This is a genomic window from Natronolimnohabitans innermongolicus JCM 12255, assembly GCF_000337215.1.
Taxonomy (GTDB): domain Archaea; phylum Halobacteriota; class Halobacteria; order Halobacteriales; family Natrialbaceae; genus Natronolimnohabitans; species Natronolimnohabitans innermongolicus.
Map to the genome: position 1 here is coordinate 25,845 of NZ_AOHZ01000085.1, position 21,072 is coordinate 46,916.

Sequence of the window (21,072 nt, forward strand, 5' to 3'; positions counted from 1 at the left end):
ACGATAGGAATCGCAGGGTGCATGGGTGGAGACGGGGGCGACCAACTGCAGATGCGCACCTCCACGGAGGACACCTCCGCCTACCAGCTCTCCGCGGGACTCGCCGCAGTCGCCGACGACCACGACGAACTGTCGATCGACGCCCGTCCCTCCGACGGCGCGTTACAGAGTATGCGCCAGCTCGACGCGGGCGACGCCGACCTGGCGTATACGGACTCGTACAACTCGTGGGAGATCGTCAACGAGATGGGCGAGTACGAGGAGAACCCCTTCGAAAACGAGATCCAGTCAGCGTTCTGGTACTACGACATTTACGGCGGCCTCGTCTCCGCCGACCAGGAGACCGCCGAAACGGTGGAGGACCTCGAGGGACTTTCTGTCAATCCGAACCCGGTCGGGACGGCGATGCGGACGATGACGGAAGCCCACCTCGAACACGCCATCGACCTCGATAGCTACGACGAACTCGCACTCGATTACGGCGAAGAGGGGTCCGCACTCGGGGAGGGGACGGCGGACGTCGTCAGCGACATTCGCATCAACGTCGACCTGCAGCCGAGTTACGTCGAGGAGCAGTACTCCATCAACGACGACGCGTGGCTGGTCCACTGGCCCGACGACGTCGTCGAGAGCATTCAGGACGACGAAGCGCCAGTTACCGGGGCGTACCTCGACGCTGAGGATACGCCCGGTCCGGAGTTCGGCGACCGCGACGAAGAGTGGTGGGTCGCGACGGTGTACAACGTGTACGTCCGCGAGGACTTCGACAACGACACCATGTACTCGCTGCTCGAGATGATCCGCGACAACTCCGAGGAGCTCGCGGACTATCAGGACCTCGCCGGCGACTGGGCCGACATGGAGAATCTCGCGGAGCCCGCCGCGGATATCCCCGACGTCGAGATGCACGAGGGGGCGCGCGACTTCTTCGAGGACGAAGGCGTCCTCTAATCGCGCTCGTCGTATTTTGCGAGCGACCTCGTCGAACTGATCGTCTCGCAGGAAAATTGCCGGCCGCCGCTAATCCTGTCTCGCGCCGGAGTCGATGTTGATATCCTGCGCGGTGATGTTCCGGGCTCGATCGCTGGCCAGGAACGCAACGAACGCGCCGATGTCGCCCGGGTCGACGATACTATCGAGCGGTAGTTTTCCGGTAATCCGCTGTCGCCTCGCTTCGTCGATTGAGACGTCACGGTGCTCCGCTTGTTTCTCGATCATCCGTTCGATCCGTTCGCCCTCGACGGCGCCCGGACAGACCGTGTTGACGGTGATGTCGTACTCGCCCCACTCGTACGCGAGATCCCGCGCGAAGCCGATCATGCCGGCCTTCGACGCAGAGTACGGCGTGCGCGTCGGATACGGATCCTTCGCGGCGATCGAGGAGATATTGACGAGACTCGCCTGATCGCTCTCTTTCAGGTACGGGAGGGCATGCTTGCAGACGAGAAACGCCCCGGTCAGGTTGACCTCGAGCGTGCGCTCCCACTCCTCGAGGGGCAGTTCTTCGACGGGTTTGTGCGGGCCGCCGATGCCGGCGTTGTTGACGACGCAGTCGATGCCGCCGAACTCGTCGGCGGTGCGTTCCAGCGAGTCGACGATCGAGTCCGCGTCGGTGACGTCGGTTTCGACGGGAAGCGCGCGGTCCTCTCCGATTCGGTCGGCGGTGTCGTAAATCCCGTCGCCGCGGGCCGCGACCGCCACGGACGCGCCGGCGTCGGCGAGTTCGAGCGCGATCTGTTGGCCGATTCCCTGACTGCCGCCGGTGACGTACGCGGTCACTTCATCGAGCATGTGCTACTGGTTCGCAAATGATCGATAAGTGTGTTGTGGTCTTGGTGTGATCCGATACGCAGCGGACGGTCGCACGAAGGGAGGAGAAGACCGTTACCGGGACGTCATGAGCTTCTCCAGGCTCGGGACCGTCTCGTTGAAGACCGCGACGACCCAGACGAGAAGCACGAGGCTGAGCCCGATCTTGACGGTCATATTCGGCACGAACCAGATCGCGAACGCGAACGCCATGTACAGCGCGCGGGACACGTAGTTGAGCTTCGCCTGCAGATCGTAGCCGACCAGCGCGATGACGACCGAGAGGATGCCGACCGACGAGGTCAGGAAGATGATGGCGGTCGTCGTTCCCTCCCAGTAGATGAGCTGCTCGTTGAAGACGAACACCCACGGGATCAGGAAGGAGAACAGCCCGAGGCGAATCGTCTCCTTACAGACGTCGAAGAACGACGCGCCGGCGATTCCGCACGCGACCGCACACGACAGGGCGACCGGCGGCGTGATCGTCGACAGCAACGCGAAGTAGAAGACGAACATGTGCGCGGTGATCTCGCCGATCCCCAGCTGGACGAGACCCGGTGCCGTGAGCACGGCCACGACGACGTAGGCGGCCGGCGTCGGCATCCCGAGGCCGAACAGGATGCTCGAGGCCATCGCGAGGAGCAACACGAGGATGAACACGCCACCGGCGATGGCGACCATCTGGAGCGAGAAGCTGAGCGCGAATCCGGTCTGGCTGATGATCTGGATGACGATCCCGAGCGAGGCGAGCACCGCGGTTAGCGGCGCCATGTTTACGACGCCGATTTTACACCCTTCGATGGTCCGGCGCCCCCAGATCTTGACCGTCGACGGCGACGACTGATCGAGGATGAGGTCCCGAACCAGGGCGGCCGGCACCAGCGCGATGATCGCGTACAACCCGGCGGTCATCGGATCCCATCGAAGGATGACGAGCGTGTAGATGAGCACCACAAGCGGTATCGTGTACGGCGCGGTACTGATCAGCATTTCCACGGGGCTCAGCCGTTCTTCCTCGGGGACGGCCATCACGTCGCCGTCGCGCATCAACCAGCCGTATCGGTGTGCCGAGAGGTGGACGACGAACGCCATCCCGATGTAGAACAGTATCGCCGGGAGGATCGCCGCTTGGATAATATCGACGAACGAGACGCCGATCAGGTCCGCCATCAGGAAGGCCGCAGAGCCCATCACCGGTGGCAGGATCTGCCCGCCCGTGCTGGCGATCGATTCGATCGACGCGGCGTACTTGTCGCCCACCTTGTTGTCCTGCATCAACGGAATCGTAAACGAGCCGGTCGTGGCGACGTTGGCCGCCGAACTCCCCGTGATCGATCCCATCAGCATACTCGAGACGACGGCGACCTGCGGAATCCCCGACGAGATCCGTCGCCCGACCGACCGCCCGATCTTGATCACGTAGTCCATCCCGCCGTAGGATTCGATGATCCCGGCGAACAGGATGAAGATGACGACCCAGGTTGCGCCGACGCCGAGCAGAAACCCGTAGACGCCGTTTAGCGCGACCGAATTGCTGTAGATGATCGTCTCGAGGTCGAACCCGCCGTGGTTGAGGATGCCGGGAAACATCGGGCCGAAGTAGCCGTAGCCGATCGCTCCGACCGTCACGAACGCGAGTAGCTTTCCGTAGGCTTTCCACGTGGCGTGGATCGTGATGAGGATGATGATGGCCCCGATCAGGAGGTCCACGTTCGTGTAGATGTACTGCTCGCGAGCCTGGCGCAACCAGCGCCAGTAGTGAACGTGGACGTAGGCCGTCGTCGCGAGGACCGTCACGACCAGCCCGGCGGAGATCGCGTTACCGACCCTATCACGAACGCCGCTAGGCGAGAAATTGATGCTGGCGAGATAGAACGCGGCGAGCATCAGCCCTAGGTGAATGTTCGCGTGTTGCGACCGGGGCATCCTCCCGCTCGAGGCGTAGTACAGGTGCCATAGAACGGTTATCACGCCAAGCGTGTAGAGGAGAATTCGAACGAATCGCCGAACGGACAGATCAGATCGAGAGCGGGGAAGAATTTGGGGTAAATCGTCTATCCCCCCAGCGCCAGCAGCATCGCTGACATTTTTCTCAGTGTCTGGTTTACCCATACCATGACCATTTGCTACGGGGTATTAATTCTTGTGCGAAGATGGCGGACGGCGGCCGCGTGTCCGGCGGCCACCTGGTGGGGCTGTCCGTCTCACTCCATCGGCGCAACGGTGACCGGTCGGTTCGTGCCGAGGATCACCGCTTGCGTGACGCTTCCGAACAGGACCTTTCCCGCGGGACTTCGTCTGCGGCCGCTGAGTACGATCGCATCGGCGTCGATCTCGTCGGCGACCCCGAGGATCAATTCGGCGGGATCGCCGTGTTCGCGACGGGTTTCGACGGTATCGACTGCCGATTCGAGTGCGGTCGCTGCGGTGGTAACGGCCGCCGGAAGCGATTCCTCGTCGTAGACGTCCGCCGAGGTCACCTGTCCGCCGTCGTCAACGCCGCCGAACTCCTCTAGAACGTTCAACACCACGACCGCAACGTCGCTCGAGTCGCCCGGGAGATCCGCGATTGTCTGGACGATCGCGTCGGCGCGATCCTCGTTCGTGTCGATCGGCGCAAGCACGCGGTACATACACGGATAGGCGACGTCAGTGCACTTAAACCCAGACGGCCGTTCGCATCGGATCGCCGACGCACCAACGTATTTCACCCACCACCGCGATGTGTGTGGTATGTCCACAGAAGCCGTACTGGCGGAGTTCGACGACGGGATCGCGACGATCACGCTCAACCAACCGGATCGGATGAACGCGCTTTCGGACGACATCAAGCGAGGGCTCGAGAGCGCCCTCGACGCGGTCGAGGAACGCGACGACGTCCGCTGTCTCGTCCTCCAGGGCAACGGGACGGCGTTCTGTGCCGGCGGCGACGTCGGCGGGATGGGCGATCGAGACGAGTCCGACCGAACGTCGCGGGACCGGATCAAGGACCTCGTCGACCTCTGCGAGCAGGTTCCGATCCGAATCTACGAGGCCGACGTGCCGACGGTCGCGAAGATCGACGGCTACTGCGTCGGGGCCGGCGTCGGACTGGCGCTCTCCTGTGACCTGCAACTGGCGAGCGACGACGCGTCGTTCGGGCTCGTGTTTCGAAACGTCGGGCTGTCGCTCGACCTCGCGACGTCGTTTCTGGTGCCGCGGGCGGTCGGCTGGAACGTCGCGAAAGAGCTCGCGCTCACCGGCGAGATTATCGACGCGGACCGCGCCGAGGCGCTCGGGCTGATCAACCACGCCTACCCGTCCGACGAGTTCGAACGGGAGGCGACTGAACTGATCGACACCGTCGCGACCGGGCCGACGGTCGCGCTCGAGCAGTCCCTCCGGAACATCGACCGATCGTACGGCGGAACGATCCGGGAAGCGTCCGAACGGGAGGCGCAGGCGCAAAACATCGCGTTCGAGACCGCAGACCACCGGGAGGGAGTTGCCGCGTTCGGGGAGGACAGGGAGCCGGAGTTCCAGGGTCGCTAGTGGCCGCGAACCGCCGTAAAACGGCCGCAACGAACGCCAAACTCGCTCGCGAGCAGTACGGTGTCGATACCGTTTTACCGCCGCTGTGTGCAGTTGCAGTATGGATCGGGACTCGACTGGCTACCTGTTGTTCCATTACGTCGCGTTGCTCGCGATCATCTTCGGCGTCGTCGCCCTCCTCGAGGGTCTCGGAATCGAGGTGTCGCTGTGGGTCGGCGTCGCCGTCGCCGTCCTCGTCGGAATCGGCTATCCGATCGTGCTCTCCGTCGCGGGTATCGAACCCGAACAGTGGTCGTGAGCGCCCCCCACATCCGGGAGAGCAGATGCGGCAAGTGTTAGCCGGTAGCGAGTAGTAATACCTATGCACAGTGTTATCTCCGTTACGTGAGTCAGAAACGGATCTACTCGAGTATCCGGGGCGTCGTCGCCGGGGTGCAAGCCGACGGTCACGGCAAAGCACTCCTCGCTATCGCGAGCAGTTCGTTTCTCCTGATCGGCGTCCAGATGATCTACCCGGTCGTCCTGCCGGAGCTTCGAACGGCGTACGGACTGAACCTCGGAACGGCAGGTGTGTTGCTGACGGTGCTGTGGCTGTCGAACGCGGCGGGACAGGTTCCCGGCGGGGTACTGGCGGATCGGTTCGGCGAGGGGCGAATCATGGTCGCGAGTACGGTGGTCACCGCCGCGATGGTCGTCTTCATCGTCGCGGTGGATTCGATAGTCCTCCTCTTTCTCGCGACGGTACTGCTCGGGCAGGGAATCGCGCTGTTCGGGGTCGCTCGGTACACGGCGCTCGACGACCTCTTTCCGAACCACGTTGGAACGACCGTGGGCGTCGTACTCGCCGCTGCTGACGCCGGCCAGGCGCTGCTTCCGCCGCTTGCCGGCGTGCTCGCCGCCGCCGTCGTCTGGCAGCTCGGATTCGCCTACACGCTCCCGCTGTTTGCCTTCGTCGCGCTCGCACTCTGGCTGTACGTGCCCGCGAGCACTTCCGGGCCGGGGAGTGGGTTCGATACGTTCTCGAGAGCGCGTCTCCGAGACGTCGGTACGGCGCTCCGGAAGCGAACGGTTCTGTACGGTTCGGCGGCGTTTATCGTCTACATGATCGTCTGGATCACCTTCACCGGCTTCTATCCGACGTACCTTCTCGAGATGAAGGATCTCTCCACGACGGCCGTCGGACTGCTCTTCGGGAGCTTTTTCGCCGTCGGCGTCGCCATCAAACCGCTGTCTGGAATGGCCTACGACCGATTCGGAATTCGCCTCTCACTGCTGACAGTTATGGCAATCTCCGGTACGGCGCTCGTCGTTCTTCCGTTCGTCGAGGGGCTCTTACCGATCGCGATCATCACGGTTCTTATCGCGCCGATACTCGGAAGCGGGACGATCACGCAGTCTCATCTCATCCAGGGGATTCCCAACGACATCAAAGGAACCGGTCTCGGCGTCGTTCGAACCGGCGGGATGGCGATTGCTGCGGTGAGCCCGGCGATATTCGGTACTATCGCCGACTGGGGGTACTTCGACGAAGTGTTTCTGTTCCTGGCCGGATTAGCGGCGTGTATCATGCTGTTCGTCCGCCGGATTCCTCCGGGCGAGCACCACTAGTTCGCTCCTTCGAACCGTCGGGAGAACCGTTGCGAGAATCGGGATGGAGACGACGCTAGTCGCTCACCATCGGACATGACTCGTCTCGGCCCCACTCCGCAAGCGATCCGTCGTAGACGGCGACGTCGTCGACGCCGAGCAGCGCCAGTGCGAACGCCACGCTGCTGGCCGCAATGGCGCCGCCGCAGTAGGTGATTACCCGGTCGGCGTCCAGCGCGCCGGCTTCGGCGAACCACCGGCGAAGTTCCTCACGCGAGCGATACTGCGCGGTCTCTTGATCGACGATTCCGGTCTCGCCGACCGCGGGAACGTTCGCGCTCGAGGGAATGCGCCCCGGCCGTCCGTACTTCACCGTGCCGTCTCCGTCGTGGTCTTCGGGACGGAGGCCGTTGATCAGACAGCAGGTCTCGTCGTCGATCGCCGCCAGAACGTCGGCCTTGTCGACGATCAACTCGGGCCGGACGTCCGGAGTAAAGCTCGCTCGAGACGGGGTCGGCCGATCGTCGGCGCTCGAGACCGGTCGATCCTGTGCGGTCCACGTCGCAAAGCCCCCGTTCAACACGCCCGCGCGGTCGAAGCCGAACGTTCGAAGCAGCCACCAGACGCGGGCCGCCCACGCGTTCCCTTCGGAATCGTACAGCACCACTCGGTGGTCGTCACCGACGCCGAGTTGCTCCATCGTCGCGGCGAACTCGTCCTCCGATGGGAGCTGGTAGGGGTAGTCGGGGTCGTCCGTCTCCGAGAGCGCCGTCGGAATGTTGACGAAGACACTCCCCGGAACGTGCGCCCGGTTCCAGTCGTCCCGGCCCGATTCCGTGTGTCGCTCTCCCGTCTCCGGATCGAACTCGAGATGGACCGTACAGTCGATAATCCGCAGGTCGGGTTCATCGAGGCGCTCTTCGAGCCAGTCCGGTTCGACGAGTTGCGGGATCGCTGCGTCCGTCATCGTGTCTCAGGACAGGTCGGAGGCACTTCACCGTTCTCGTCGCTCGTCCCGCGCCCAACGCTGACCCGACACGGGGGCACCCAGTCGACCAGTTGGCAACGGTTCTCGCGGTGTGGGGCGTCCAAACACTTACTGTAGCTCGACCGAATCACGATGTATGGACGCAGCAGGCCGAACTGAAAGCGGAGCGCTGCCGCTCGAGGGTATCACGGTCGTCGATCTCACGCAGGTCGTCGCGGGACCGTTCACGACGATGATGCTTGGCGACCTCGGCGCGGAGGTCATCAAGATCGAAGCGGTCGGCCGGGGCGACCGCAGTCGGAGCATCCAGCCGAACCCCGCGTACTTCGACAGCGTCAACCGAAACAAACACAGCGTCGCGCTCGACCTCAAAAGCGACGCCGGACAGCGGGCCGCCCAGCGGCTCATCGCGGACGCCGACGTCTTCGTCGAGAGCACGAAACCCGGCCGCGCCGCCGCCTTCAATCTCGACTACGAGACCGTCTCGGAGCTGAACCCGGAACTGATCTACTGCTCGATCGTCGGCTTCGGCCGCGACAGCCCCTACGAGGAGCTCCCGGCGTGGGACATGCTGATCCAGGGGATGAGCGGAATCATGAGTATCACCGGCGAGGAGGGCGGCGAACCGCTGTGGTCCGGCCTCCCCAGCGGCGACCTGATCGCCGGCTCCTACGCTTCCCAGAGTGTTCTCGCCGCGCTCTACGCGCGCGAACGCGGACGCATCGACGGCGAGTGGATCGAGGTCCCCATGCTGGACGCGGCGATCTCGTGGCTCACCGCCCGCGCCGGCCACACGTTCGGGTCCGGCGACCCGTTCCCGCGGCTCGGCACCCATCACCCGTCGATCGTCCCCTTCGGAAAGTACGAGTGTGCCGACCGACCGATAATCGTCGCCGCCGGCACGGCCGACTTCTGGCGCGGGTTCTGTCGGGCGATCGACCGGCCGGAACTGCTCGACGACGACCGGTTCGCCACGATGGACGACCGCGTCGACAACCGGGCGGAGCTGGCCGAGATCGTCGAACCGATCCTCCGCGGGGAGGAAAGCGACTACTGGATCGACCGGTTCCACGCGGAGGACGTCCCGGCCGGCCCGATCTACGACACGAAGTCAGTCTGGGACGACGACCACGTCCAACGACGAGCGCTCCACAAGACCATGGAACGCGACGACCGGGCGGACGCCGACGTGATCGACCACCCCGTCCACTTCACCGCGCTGACGACGCAACTCGAGGTCGCCCCCGAACGGCTGGGTGAGAGCACGGATTCGATCCTGGAACGCCACGGCTACTCTCCCGAGGAGATCGAGACGCTTCGCGAGGAGGGCGTACTCGAGTAACCGGCTGACCGCGGATCGCCAGTCGTCACGTACCGAACAATTATCACCATTTGTGTGCGTGTCTTACTATGGCGCGAATCGACCTTCCGCAACAGTCGGATCTCCCGGACGAGTACCAGTACCTGCTCGGCGACGACGCCCTCGGCGAACTCGAGCTGTTGCAGGGCATCGGCGCGAACCCGCGCGTGCTCCAGACGTACATGCGCCACGGAACCGCGCTGTGGGAGCACGCGGGGCTGGCGTCGCGAGACGTCGAACTGGTCATCCTCGCGGTCGCCCGCGAACTGCGAAGCGAGTACGAGTGGCACCAACACGTCGGCCTGGCTCGAGACGTCGGCGTGGAACCCGACGAGATCAGGGCCATCGCCGCCGACTGCCGCGAGGCGTTCGCCCCCGCGGACCGGGCGCTGATCGACTACGCGCGCCGGGCGGCGCGCAGGGCCGTCGACGAGGACACGCACGACGCGCTCGCGGAACACGTCGGTGAGGAGACGGCCGCGGGCGTCGCGACGCTGGTCGGTCACTACGTCGGGACGGCCGTCGTCATCGACGCGCTGGCGCTTCGACCCGAGACGGAGTTCGTCGGCTGGGAGCCCGACGACGAGACGATCGAAACATACGACGATGCGTAGCGCCGGGTGCGGTCGTCGATCCGGATCTCGACTTCGACCCCGGCGAAACCGGACAGATCGAGCGGCAGTTCCGACGCTCGAGCCGGAACAGTTCGTGGGGAATCCGAACGATTAATCCGCCCGACCGGGTGGTGTCGGACGTGATTCCCGATCCGAGACGCGTCATCGCTCGCCGCGTGTACTACGGGTGGGTGATCGTCGCGGGCTGTCTGGCGATGTCGATGGTCGTGTTCGGCACGAGCTACGCGTTTGGCGTCTTTTACGACGCCTTCGCTGCCGAGTTCGACGTTTCGCGGTCGGTCCTGGCGCTCGCGTTCGGGATTCAGACCGTGTTCATCTACGTCGTCGGCCTCGCGGCCGGCTGGCTCGTCGACCGGTACGGGCAACGGCGGATCGTCGCCTGCTCGACCGTGATCCTTACCGCCGGCCTCGTCTGGACGGCGTTCGCGCGGTCGTACGTCGAACTCGTCGCCGCCTTCGGCGTCGTCACGGCGGTCGGGATGTCCGGGCTGTACGTGGTCGCCTACGCGACCATCCCGCTGTGGTTCGAGCGCCGCCGCGGCACGGCGGCCGGCATCGCCTCGGCCGGCCTCGGCGTCGGGCTCTTTCTCATCCCCCAGACCGCGGACGTCTTCATCTCGGCGCTCGGCTGGCGAGAAGCGATGCTCGCCATCGCCGCGGGCGTCGGCACAACGATGCTCGTCGTCACGCTGCTGTTCGTCGACGAGCCGGAGGCGGTCGCCGCGGAGACGAGCGACGAGTTCGCCGACGCGGCCGCTCGAGCGGACGGTCTCGCGGATCGGCCGTCGAACAGTCGAGCGATCATCGCGTCGCCCTCGTTCGGTTTCGTGTTCGTCGGCTGGGTCCTGCTCTTCACGCCGGTGTTCGTCGTTCTCACCCACGTCGTCCTCTACGCGTCGGCGATCGGCATCAGCCGCTCGGTCGGCGTCGCCGCGATCGCGATCGTCGGCGCGACCACCACGATCACCCGTCTCGGCATCGGCACCGCTTCGGATCGGCTCGGCCGAACGCGGACGTTTCTCGGGTGTAGCGGACTGATGGCTCTCGTGACGGCGGGAATGGGGGGTCTCGGACTCCTCGAATCCGCGTCGGTACGGACCGCCGCGTTCGTCCTCCTCATCGTTTGCTTCGGTTTCGCCTACGGCGGCTGTGGCGGGCTCATTTCGGCGCAGGTCGCGGACCTGTTCGGGAACCGAAACCTCAACACGCTGTTCGCCGCGATGTCGGTCTCGTTTGCGGTCTCGGGACTGCTCGCACCGCCGCTCGCGGGGCTGTCGTTCGACGTCCTCGGCAGCTACACGCCGGCGTTCGTCGCCGCCGGCCTGTGTGCCGCGCTCGGAACGGGATGTGTCTACGGCGCGGCGCGACGGATTGCGGGTCCCTCGGCGTAGCGCTCGAGAGACCTCCCGACGGACGACGGATCGAGCGCCACGCTCGGCCGTGTCCGCCGCAGAAAGGTTAACGTCGCCGCCTCGTGAACCGACGGCTATGTCAGTTACCGTCGACCGCGATCCCGAACTGGACACCGTAGCGCACGTTCGCCTCGATTTCGGCGATCTGAACCTCCTTTCGCCGGGTGCGCTCGTCGAACTCAACGAGGGGCTCGCGACCGTTCCCGACGACGCGTCGGTGGTGACGGTCGGTCCCGACGCGAGCGACGCCGACGGCGACGTCGGCGGACTTACCGCCGGACTCAAACTCGACGAAGTACGGGACCTGTCGGTCTCCGAAGCGCGGGACGTGCTGACGTCGCTCTACGAGGCCAACCAGCGCGTGCGAGACCTCGAGGCGATCACCGTCTGTCGGTGTGGCGAGTACGCACTCGGCGGCGGACTCGAGCTGGCGATGTCGTGTGACTTCCGGATCGCGACCGACGACGCCGTCCTCGGCCTGCCGGAGATCGACGCCGGTCTCGTCACCGGCATCCAGGGCGGACTCCTCGTGCGACTCGTCGGGCTGCAGGCCGCAAAGGAGCTGATCTACACGGGCGAGCCGGTGTCCGGTGTGGAAGCCGAGGAGCTGGGACTCGTCAACGACGCCGTTTCACCGTCGGCGTACGGGGCGACCGTCGACGAACTGGTCGAGACGCTGGCGAGCAAGAGCCCGATCATCGCCGCGCGACAAACACAGGTCTTCCGGGCGCTCCGGTCGAACGGCATCGAGTCCGGAATCGATCACAGCCTCGAGACGATCGCGGCCTGTTTCGACACTCACGACCAGCACGAAGCGATGACCGCGTTCCTCGAGAAGCGAGAGCCGGCGTTCGAGGGGCGGTGAGGACGACGGTAGAGGGCAGTCAGCTTCGCGTTCGACCACCTCTCCCGTCCGGCGGGCCCGCGGACGGCGAAACCGCGGTCAGTACGACCGCGGGAGATCGAGCACGTGCTGTGCGATGTAGTTTTTCACCATCTCGTTCGAGATCGGCGCGATGACGTTGATCATGACCTCGCGCCAGTAGCGCTCGACGTCGTACTCCCTCGCGTACCCCATCCCGCCGTGGACGCGAACGGCGCGCTCGCAGGCTTCGATCGCGTCCTCGCTCGAGCGAAGTTTGACGGCGTTGGCCTCCGGCCCCGCGTTCTTCCCCTCGTCGTACAGCCAGGCGGCCTTTCGGATCATCAGTTCGTCCTGGGCCAGCTTGCTCCAGGACTCCGCGAGGGGGTGTTGGATCGCCTGGTAGGAGCCGATCGCGGCGTCGAAGACCTCGCGCTCTCTGGCGTAGGAGGCGGCCTTCTCGAGGGCGGCCTGTCCGATTCCGACCGCGTTCGCGGCGATGCTGATCCGTTCGGAGTTCGCGAAGGAGAGGAGGTATTTGAACCCCTCTCCCTCCTCGCCGATGCGGTCTTCGACCGGGACGCGGAAGTCCTCGAACCAGACCTCGTTCGAATCCGCCGCGCCGCGGCCCGCCTTCGGAATCTCGCTGACGTCCACGCTGTCCATCTCCTCGTTGAATTCCGTAAAAAACAGCGTGAGTCCGCCGAACCGCTCGCTCGCTTCCCTGGGCTGCGTTCTGGTGAGCAACATGATGACGTCGGCTTCCTGGGCCTTCGAGGTCCAGATCTTCTGTCCGTTTACGACGTACTCGTCGCCGTTTCGCTCGGCGACCGTCTCGATCCGGGACGTGTCCGTGCCGGCGTTCGGTTCCGTGACGCCGGTACAGACCATGACGTCCCCGTCGGCGATACGCGGCAGGTACCGTTCTTTGTGGTCCTCGGAGCCGTACTCGACGAGCGGGGCGGCGCTGAAAACGTGGTGGGAGGTGATCGACGTCCCGGCCATCGCCGCGCCGGAGCGGGCGATCTCCTGCTGGACGATGCTCGCTTCCTGAACGCCGTACCCCTGGCCGCCGTACGCCTCCGGAATCGTGATGCCACACCAGCCGCCCTCGGCGAACGCCTCGTAGAACTCCCACGCGAATTCGTGGTTCGCGTCCTTCTCGCGCCAGTACTCGTCGCCGAACTGGTCGCAGAGCGTCTGAATCTCGTTCCGGATGAGCCGCTGCTCGTCGCTGAGCGCAAAGTCCATACTGATGTTTTCCGAGGCGACACCTTATAGCCTCCGTCGGTCGCTGCCCCGACACGTCGGTTTCCAGCGGCTGCGTGGACCGTCTTTTGTTCTGTTCTGTGGAACAGTCGAGGTCCCCTGTTCACGGCAACTATCGCCCGAAATTCCCACTCCTGACGTGTATTTACAACAGTATAGATGTAAATACATCCCGCTGCACATCAGACCGTTTGTTTGTTCGTGACACACACGATAAGGCGAGAGTACCAGTCAGTAGTCGTTCGTGGACGCATCGCTGGTCGACGCCTCGAGGAGCGCCCTCGCAAATTTCCCAACTAACGTGCTGGGATATTACTACTACCAGCACTGGATTGCGTTCCGATGCGGGGAACGGATACCGGTCCGTCTTCCGTGGTCTCGACAGTTATTCACTTCGTTGAACCGTCCACCAGCCATGAACTACTCGTCCGTCGGTTTTGTTAGCGCGGCGACCGCGTTGCTGGTCGACGGACGCACCGACGAGACGGACATCGGCTCTTGGCAAATATAACAAGAACTAGTCACTAACGCTGAAATTTATGCGGCTTGGTTGCGTGGTGGCTGCTAATGGCTATCAACCAACCGACCCACCAGTCAGTACGGAGCGCAGACCCGTGAACGCCGAACTCGACCTGCTGATCCGGCTCTACGACTACGAACGGCCACAGGACGTCGGCGACCGCGCCGCCGAGGCGGAGGAACTCGGCTTCGATCGCATCACCGTGGGCGAGACGACGGACTGGAACATCGTCCCGCCGCTGACGCTGGCCGCCGACCGGACCACGGACCTCGGCATCTCGAACGACGTCGTCTCGCCGTACGGGCGCTCGCCGGCGCTGCTCGCTCAAACCGCGTTGACGCTACAGGACGCGTCTGACGGACGATTCCGACTCGGCCTCGGACCGAGTTCGCCGGCGCTGACCGAACGGTGGCACGGCCAGGAGTTCGACCGTCCGCTGCGGCGCACCCGCGAGACGATCGAAATCATCCGCGCCGTCTACGAGAACGGGAATCCGGCCTACGACGGCGAAATCTTCGACATCGCCGGGCTCAACTACGACCGCGGCGTCCCGGAGAACCCGCCGCCGATCGACGTCGCAACTCTCGGGCCCAAGGCCACCGAGCTGGCCGGTCGCTTCGGCGACGGCTGGACGCCGCAGCTGTTCACGAAAGACGGCCTCGAGGAACGACTCGAGGACCTCGAGCGCGGGGCGGAACTCGGCGACAAGGCCCTCGACGACCTGCGCGTGGCGCCGATCGTTCGCTGTATCGCAAGCGAGGATCGCGAGACCGCCCGCGAGAAAGCCCGCAGCACGTTCGCGTTCCTGCTCGGCGCCTACGGCCCCTACTACGGCAACTCGGTCGCCGAACAGGGCTACGAGGACGTCGTCGACGAGATCAGGGCGGCGTGGGACGACCGCGACACCGAGGCCATGGCGGCCGCGCTCCCGGAGGAGGTCGTAGACGAGCTAGGACCCGCGGGAACGCCCGACGAGGTGCGGGCGTGGGTCGAAGAGTACGCCTCGATCGACGGCGTCGACGCCGTCCGGATCGGCTTCGTCAACGAGATGAGCGAAGACGAAAAACGGACGACGATGGAGGCGGTCACTGAGGCGATCTGACCGTCCCCTCACGGCGTTCTAGAACGGGGTGCGATAGTCGTCGGGCTAGAAATGGTAATTGAGTTGCCTACTCCTAACACTCTCTGGTATTGCTCCAATGAGGAAATACAGGTAGTGGAGGTAAGACGCTATGACTGTCAATACTGTTCGCTTCGAGAATCGATTAGCGACACGCCCTCGAGACCACACGACGAAATCTAACCGCCTAGCGCTCGTTTGAAGTGGTAGTTCGTTCCGTCATTACCGAGTGTGATTTGGAGAATCGGCGATCTCGTGTTTCGATGGAGGAACGCCCCTCTAGCCGACACTGTGTCCTTCTTTCGCCACGTTAGACGTGTATAAGTCGCAGACGGAGCGGGCTCCGCTCTGGATCAGAATTGACTTATACGTGAGTTACTGCTCTGTTCTACAGGCGGAGTGGTCGTATAACCGAGAGATACACTGGGCGGGAGCGTACGACCCCCTCGATCGACTCACGCCTCTCGAGCGGACCGATCTCGCCGCGCTCCGGTACCGCTCGGCTTCGTGGACGGCCGGCGGCGATCCGCACTCTGGATCGCCGGTCGCTCGCACCGATGACACCGCGTCGGCCGGTGAGTCGCTGGCCTCGAGCGGTCGCCCCGGGAAAACACCTATCACGAACCGTGTTATCTTTCACCAATGCAATGGAGCTACACGATCAGGAGTTGATCGCGGAGTACGAAGCGGCGGATGCTTGGGGAAACGAGACGTTGCTCGATCGGTTCGCGGAGACGGTCGAGCGCCACCCCGACCGGACGGCCGTGGTGGATCCGCCGAACGCGCGCGAACTGGTCGATCGCGACCCGGAACGACTGACGTACGCTGAACTGTCCGACGCCGTCGACGCCGTCGCGACCGCGCTCCGCGAGCGGGGCATCGGCAAAGACGATTTCGTCGTCCTGCAGTTGCCGAACACGTTGGAACTGGCCATGCTGTATCTGGCGATCGCCCGAGCGGGCGCTATCGCGTCGCCGATGCCGATCCAGTGGCGCCGACACGAACTCGAACACGTGGTCGACGTGACCGACGCCGTCGCCTACATCGGCCCGCGGGAGTTCAAGGGGTTCGACCACGTCGAGATGGCGACGGCGTTCGCGGCGGAATCCGACGCGCTCGAGCGTATCCTCTCGCTTTCGGATATTCAGGAGTTTGCGACCGCGACGCCGGATCCGTCCGCACTCGAGTCGGTCGACGTCGGCGCGAACGAGGTGTTCAACCTCCAGTGGACGTCGGGGACGACCGCGGATCCCAAGGCCTGCCCGATGACGCACAACAACTGGCGATCGAATCCGACGCCGCCGCTGTGCGAGATGTCCGAGGGCGGGACGATCCTCTGTGCGGCGCCGCTGGTCAACATGACAGCGCTCGGCGTCAACTACGTTCCGTGGCTGCTCACGAGCGGCACGCTCGTCCTTCACCACCCGATCGATCTCGGGATGATGGTCGAGCAGATGCAAGACGAGGGCGTCACGTTTACCATTCTGGTGCCGACGATGCTGAACCAGGTGCTCAAACACCCCGACGTCGACGAGTTCGACCTGAGCGGCGTCGAAACGATCACGACCGGGTCGGCCGCGCCCTCGGAGTGGGCGATGCGCGAGTTCGACGATCGGTGGGGGATCGAGATCATCAATATCTGGGGGCAAAACGAGGGCACGTCGGCTATCAGCGGCCCGAAGACGACGCCGCTGGAGCGGCGGGCGACCGACTTCCCTCGGTTCGCGTCGGACGTCGACTGGGGGATCGACGACCCGCGGGTCGACGCCGTCGACATCAGAATCGTCGACCCGGAACGCGGCGACGAACTGACCGAACCCGGCGAGGTCGGCGAAGTCGCGTTTCGGGGGCCGGGGCTCATGGCGGGCTACTACAACCAGCCCGACCTCACCGAAAACGCGTTCGACGAGGACGGGTACTTCTACACCGGCGATCTGTTCCGGGTCGAAGAAGACGACTACATGAGCTTCTTCGACCGCAAAAAGGACGTCATCATCCGCGGCGGGTTCACCATCAGCGCGAAGGAAGTCGAAAACATCGTCATCGAACATCCGGACGTGGCGGACGCGGCCGTCGTCGGCGAACCGCACGACGACCTCGGCGAACGGGTTGCGGTCTTTGCCGTCCCGCAGCCGGAGACGGATCTCGAACTCGAGGACATCACCGAGTACATGGGCGACGACGTCGCCGTGTACAAGCGTCCCGAACGGCTTGAAGTCGTCGAGGAGATCCCTCGAAATCCGGTCGGGAAGATTCTCAAGACGGACCTCCGGGATCGACTGGGAGCGGACGGATTCGGCGAGTGAATCGCTCGGTCGGCCCGGTGGCGACTCCGTACTGCCGGTAACGAGCGCGGATCGGCAGACGCCACGTTATTATAGTTGCTCGAACCGCTGTACTTATTTAGAGCCGGTGTGAAGAACGACCGATGAGCGAGTACGGCTGTAAAGTGTGTCGAATACTGGACGAGTACGGAATGCAGCGATACGAGACGCAACTGCTCGAACAGTGGCAGGCGGACCCGCCCCAGCGGAAAGGCTATCGACAGCTCGCCGAGTGGTTCAACACGCTCATGTTACGCCGCGAGATGGACCGCGCGGGGCTCTCGACTCTCGGTGACGAAGCCGAATCGAAGTACGAGCGACTCCGCTCGGACGAGGCAATCGCCGAGGAAGTCGCGACGGAGCTGTCGAACGCGGGCGTCCCGATCGAGCGGTTGCGAGCCGATTTCGTCTCCTACGGCGTGATCCGTACCCATCTGAAGGACTGTCTCGACTCCGACGTCGACCTCTCGAGCGGAGAGTGGGAACGGGAAGCGATCGAAATTTCGACGAGCCACGCGACGACGAAGATCGAAGAGGCCGTCCGGTCGCTTCGAAACAAGGATCGGTTGTCCGCGGGCGGCGACGTTACCGTCTCCGTCGACGTCGAACTCGAGTGCGAGAACTGCAACGCGCGTCTTCCCGCGGATCGAGCGATCAGAAGAGAGTACGTCTGTAACTGCACTAACTAACTAACTATGTCCGATCGAACGCTACATATCGAACTGGAAAATATTGGGGGTATCGAACGAAAAGAAGTCTCGATTTCTGCGGGGGCAACGTTCATTCAGGGCCCGAACGCGGCGAACAAGAGTTCGCTCCTGAAGGGACTGCTCTTCGCGCTCGGCAGTCGGGACGTTCCGATCCGAAGCGGGGCCGACGAAGCCCGCGTGCGGCTCTCCGTCGGTGACGAGAGCATCGAACGGGTCGCTCGACGAACGGATGCCGGCGTCAAGACGAACGGGGACGCGTGGGTCACGGAAACCGACGACGTCACGCTCCTCGAGCGGTTTGCGGGACTCCTGGAGACGAACTCGCTCAGAAGCGCCGTGGCTCGCAACGACGACGTCGAGTCGCTGCTGAAAGAGCCGATGAACATCGAGGCGCTCGAGGCGCAGCGATCGGCGAAGATGAACCGAAAGCGAGAGCTTACCGCCGACATCGAGTCGGCCGGCGACGTCGAGGACCGCCTCGAGAATACCGAGCGGGAACTCGGGGAGAAACGCGACCGGCTCGACGACCTCGAGTCGACGCTCGAAGCGCTGTACGACGAACAGGAGACGACCGAAACCGACGACGCACTCCAGGAACTTCGCGAGGAACGGGCCGATCTGCGGTCCGACGAAGCCGACTGCGAGACCCAGATCGATCAACTCGAGTCCGCGATCGACCGACTCAAGCAGCGACGAACCGAGATCGAGGACGAACTGGAAGCCGCACGCGACGCCGCCGAGGGAACCGACGTCGAGACGCTCAAGAACCGACGCGAGTCCGCGCGCTCGGAACTCGACGAGATTCAGGAGCGCCTCGAGGTGTTGCAGTCGGCTCTCACCGCGAACCGGGAGATGCTCGACTCCGAGTTCACCGGCGTCCTCGGACGCGATTCGGGGCTGATGGGCGACGAAGTGACCTGCTGGACGTGCGGTCGGTCCGCCCCCGTTGACGAGCTAGAGGAGACGGTCGCGGAGCTAAACGAACTCGTCGAGGCCGACAAGCGACGAAAGCGAGAGCGCGAACCGGAGATCGACGACCTCACCGAGCAGATCGAGGACGTTCGACAGTCTGAGTCGGAAGTGAAACGCCTCGAGACCGAAAAACGGGACCTCGAGCAGAAACTCGAAAGCCGCCGCGACTCCCTCAAAGAGCAACGCGAGCGACGCCGGTCGATCCGCGACCGACTCGACGAACTCGACGACGACATCGCCGACCGGGCGGCCGACCAGCGCTCCGAGCAGTCCGAACTGACCGGCGAAATCGAGGAGACGCGCGTCGAAATCCAGACGCTTCGACGAGAGATCGAACGGCTCGAGGACACCTGTGAGTCGCTTCGCGAAACGCGCGTCGAGCTAGAACAGAAGCGCGAGGACGTCGAGCGCCTCTCCGAGGAGATCACGGCGCTGACGGATCGAATCGAGAACCTCGAGACCGAACTCAGAACGGTGTTCAACGAGACGATGGACGACCTGCTCGACGTCCTCGAGTTCGACCGGATCGAGCGCGTCTGGCTCGACGGCGAGTTCGAACTCGTCATCGCCCGCGAGATCGACGGCCGAACCCAGTCCGACTCGATCGAGCACCTCGCCGAGAGCGAGCGGGAGATGATCGGACTCGTCCTCGCGCTGGCCGGCTTCGTCACGTTCGACGTCACTGACGTGGCGCCGGTCCTCGCGCTGGATTCGCTCGGCGCGTTCGACGACGAACGGACACGCCGTCTCGTCGAGTACTTCGCTGACGAATCCGACTTCCTGGTCGCGACCGCCCATCCGGAATCGACCGTCGATGCCGACTTCGAAACGGTGATCTTCGAGTCGCCGGTCCAGAACTGACCGACGGCTGGTCGTCGCATCGAGTTGTCAGTCGCTTGTTTCACTCGATCGAGCAGGGTGGAACGAACGTTTCGAGGGCCATTCATCCCGTCACGCGACTCTCATTCGTAAACTGGGAGGTAGTTTCTAATATTCACCGCGCGATCCGTTTCGATGAAGTGCTCGACCTCGGTCACGGAGTCGAGGGCCTGTAACCGAACGAGCAGGTCGTTGATCTCCGGATTCGATTTCGCGGTGGCGATTCCGTAAAGATCGATGGTTCCGAACCCTTCGGCGACGAACCAGAAGTCCATCTCCGACATCGCCTCGAAGGTGTCCCGCTTCGAGTTCGGTCCGGTGGCGGTGCTAACCGTTATGAGGACGATCTCCCAACTGTTCCGTTCGGGACGCGGCAGGAAGAAACTCGTCATGTTCTCGAGCAGCGTCGTCACGCGCCGTCGGACTCCCTCGCTGCTGAGTTCGATGTCGTATTCGGCCAACTCGTCCGAGATGTCGGCGTACGGACTCCGCGGATCGTTCGCGAGGATCTCGAGGATGCGTCGATCGATCTCGTCTATCTCGAGTACGTCGTCGTCGGAGCGGTTCGTCATGGTCGAGTACTGTCTCTACCACCCCTTAAAATCGCTAGATAACCACCGTCCGATATCGACCGTGCATGCCCGTCTCGATCGACGGAGCGAATAAACGACCGGGCAGTTAACGACGCCGTCGGCTGCCAGCGCAACGACGGAACCGATCCGGGATCGAGTGGCGCTCGTCGTCACGGCGGTCCGCGATGAGCGATCCTGATACTGACGGTAGCGGCTGGGACTCGCGAACCGAAACTGCGGAGATGTTATTATAGTAATATCTGAAACGATTTCCACACTGCTCACACAGCTCACGGGTCGTCCCTCTCCGTTCGCGTTTCTGTGGCTCTCACTTCGTTCCGAGCCGCGCGTCCGTCGGGCGATCAGGTGTGCAGTGACGTTCAGTGGCCACTATCGCTCGCAGACGTCACGATAGTAGCGTTACTCTGACCGGGCATCGGCGAGTCGACGGTTACCGCTTTTCGAGCGCGATCGCTCGAGACTCCGGCGCCTCACCCTGTCTCTTATACACATCTCTGATGG

General features: G+C 63.9%; 18 protein-coding genes. 12 read left to right on the top strand and 6 right to left on the bottom strand.

All coding sequences use genetic code 11. The features are described from left to right. Positions 1-21: 21 nt before the first annotated feature. Positions 22-951 carry a TAXI family TRAP transporter solute-binding subunit gene (locus tag C493_RS18375; RefSeq protein ID WP_007260994.1) on the top strand — a complete coding sequence of 310 codons (930 nt, stop codon included), beginning with the start codon at positions 22-24 and terminating at the stop codon, positions 949-951. Between the two features lie 69 nt (positions 952-1,020). Here the strand turns inward: C493_RS18375 and C493_RS18380 are convergent, their stop codons facing one another. From C493_RS18380 to C493_RS18390, 3 genes are all read right to left on the bottom strand, one after another. Continuing rightward, positions 1,021-1,791, bottom strand: coding sequence for an SDR family NAD(P)-dependent oxidoreductase (locus C493_RS18380; RefSeq protein WP_007260995.1), 771 nt, complete (start codon positions 1,789-1,791; stop codon positions 1,021-1,023). A 93-nt stretch (positions 1,792-1,884) separates the two neighbouring features. Beyond that, complete coding sequence (locus tag C493_RS18385; protein WP_083912446.1) at positions 1,885-3,921, bottom strand: TRAP transporter permease; 2,037 nt, start codon at positions 3,919-3,921, stop codon at positions 1,885-1,887. Positions 3,922-4,013: 92 nt separating this feature from the next. Beyond that, the gene (locus C493_RS18390; RefSeq protein WP_007260997.1) at positions 4,014-4,442 is read right to left on the bottom strand and encodes a universal stress protein; all 429 of its coding nucleotides are present in this window, start codon (positions 4,440-4,442) and stop codon (positions 4,014-4,016) included. A gap of 100 nt (positions 4,443-4,542) precedes the next feature. Between C493_RS18390 and C493_RS18395 the strand changes: the two genes are divergently transcribed. The 3 genes from C493_RS18395 to C493_RS18405 all read left to right on the top strand — a co-directional run bounded on the left by C493_RS18395 (position 4,543) and on the right by C493_RS18405 (position 6,948). Next, positions 4,543-5,340 (top strand): enoyl-CoA hydratase/isomerase family protein, encoded by a 798-nt coding sequence (locus C493_RS18395; protein ID WP_007260998.1) that lies wholly within the window; start codon positions 4,543-4,545, stop codon positions 5,338-5,340. A 100-nt stretch (positions 5,341-5,440) separates the two neighbouring features. Next, complete coding sequence (locus tag C493_RS18400) at positions 5,441-5,638, top strand: hypothetical protein (protein WP_007260999.1); 198 nt, start codon at positions 5,441-5,443, stop codon at positions 5,636-5,638. An 86-nt stretch (positions 5,639-5,724) separates the two neighbouring features. Continuing rightward, complete coding sequence (locus tag C493_RS18405; protein WP_007261000.1) at positions 5,725-6,948, top strand: MFS transporter; 1,224 nt, start codon at positions 5,725-5,727, stop codon at positions 6,946-6,948. Positions 6,949-7,003: 55 nt separating this feature from the next. Here C493_RS18405 and C493_RS18410 read toward each other — a convergent pair whose 3' ends face one another. Then, the gene (locus tag C493_RS18410) at positions 7,004-7,894 is read right to left on the bottom strand and encodes a sulfurtransferase (protein WP_007261001.1); all 891 of its coding nucleotides are present in this window, start codon (positions 7,892-7,894) and stop codon (positions 7,004-7,006) included. A gap of 157 nt (positions 7,895-8,051) precedes the next feature. Here C493_RS18410 and C493_RS18415 point away from each other — a divergent pair, with 157 nt between their 5' ends. The 4 genes from C493_RS18415 (at position 8,052) to C493_RS18430 (ending at position 12,187) form a co-directional block, all read left to right on the top strand. After that, entirely contained in the window at positions 8,052-9,257 is a 1,206-nt protein-coding gene (locus tag C493_RS18415; RefSeq protein WP_007261002.1) for a CaiB/BaiF CoA transferase family protein, read from the top strand. A 68-nt stretch (positions 9,258-9,325) separates the two neighbouring features. After that, positions 9,326-9,889 carry a carboxymuconolactone decarboxylase family protein gene (locus C493_RS18420; RefSeq protein ID WP_007261003.1) on the top strand — a complete coding sequence of 188 codons (564 nt, stop codon included), beginning with the start codon at positions 9,326-9,328 and terminating at the stop codon, positions 9,887-9,889. Positions 9,890-10,029: 140 nt separating this feature from the next. After that, positions 10,030-11,301: an MFS transporter gene (locus C493_RS18425; RefSeq protein ID WP_241430921.1), complete on the top strand. Its 1,272-nt coding sequence runs from the start codon at positions 10,030-10,032 to the stop codon at positions 11,299-11,301. A 97-nt stretch (positions 11,302-11,398) separates the two neighbouring features. Further along, positions 11,399-12,187: an enoyl-CoA hydratase/isomerase family protein gene (locus C493_RS18430; RefSeq protein WP_007261005.1), complete on the top strand. Its 789-nt coding sequence runs from the start codon at positions 11,399-11,401 to the stop codon at positions 12,185-12,187. Between the two features lie 78 nt (positions 12,188-12,265). Here the strand turns inward: C493_RS18430 and C493_RS18435 are convergent, their stop codons facing one another. Then, positions 12,266-13,435 (bottom strand): acyl-CoA dehydrogenase family protein, encoded by a 1,170-nt coding sequence (locus C493_RS18435; protein WP_007261006.1) that lies wholly within the window; start codon positions 13,433-13,435, stop codon positions 12,266-12,268. Positions 13,436-14,067: 632 nt separating this feature from the next. Between C493_RS18435 and C493_RS18440 the strand changes: the two genes are divergently transcribed. The 4 genes from C493_RS18440 to C493_RS18455 all read left to right on the top strand — a co-directional run bounded on the left by C493_RS18440 (position 14,068) and on the right by C493_RS18455 (position 19,960). Further along, a complete protein-coding gene (locus C493_RS18440; RefSeq protein WP_007261007.1) occupies positions 14,068-15,075 on the top strand; it encodes a TIGR04024 family LLM class F420-dependent oxidoreductase in 1,008 nt (335 codons plus the stop codon). A 665-nt stretch (positions 15,076-15,740) separates the two neighbouring features. Continuing rightward, positions 15,741-17,399 (top strand): class I adenylate-forming enzyme family protein, encoded by a 1,659-nt coding sequence (locus tag C493_RS18445; RefSeq protein ID WP_007261008.1) that lies wholly within the window; start codon positions 15,741-15,743, stop codon positions 17,397-17,399. A 122-nt stretch (positions 17,400-17,521) separates the two neighbouring features. Continuing rightward, entirely contained in the window at positions 17,522-18,106 is a 585-nt protein-coding gene (rdfA, locus tag C493_RS18450) for a rod-determining factor RdfA (protein ID WP_007261009.1), read from the top strand. 6 nt (positions 18,107-18,112) lie between these two features. After that, on the top strand, positions 18,113-19,960 hold the full coding sequence (locus C493_RS18455; protein ID WP_007261010.1) for an archaea-specific SMC-related protein: 1,848 nt from the start codon (positions 18,113-18,115) through the stop codon (positions 19,958-19,960). A gap of 101 nt (positions 19,961-20,061) precedes the next feature. On the opposite strand, the gene C493_RS18460 is transcribed toward C493_RS18455, so the two are convergent. Beyond that, the gene (locus C493_RS18460) at positions 20,062-20,550 is read right to left on the bottom strand and encodes an Lrp/AsnC family transcriptional regulator (protein WP_007261011.1); all 489 of its coding nucleotides are present in this window, start codon (positions 20,548-20,550) and stop codon (positions 20,062-20,064) included. Positions 20,551-21,072 lie beyond the last annotated feature (522 nt).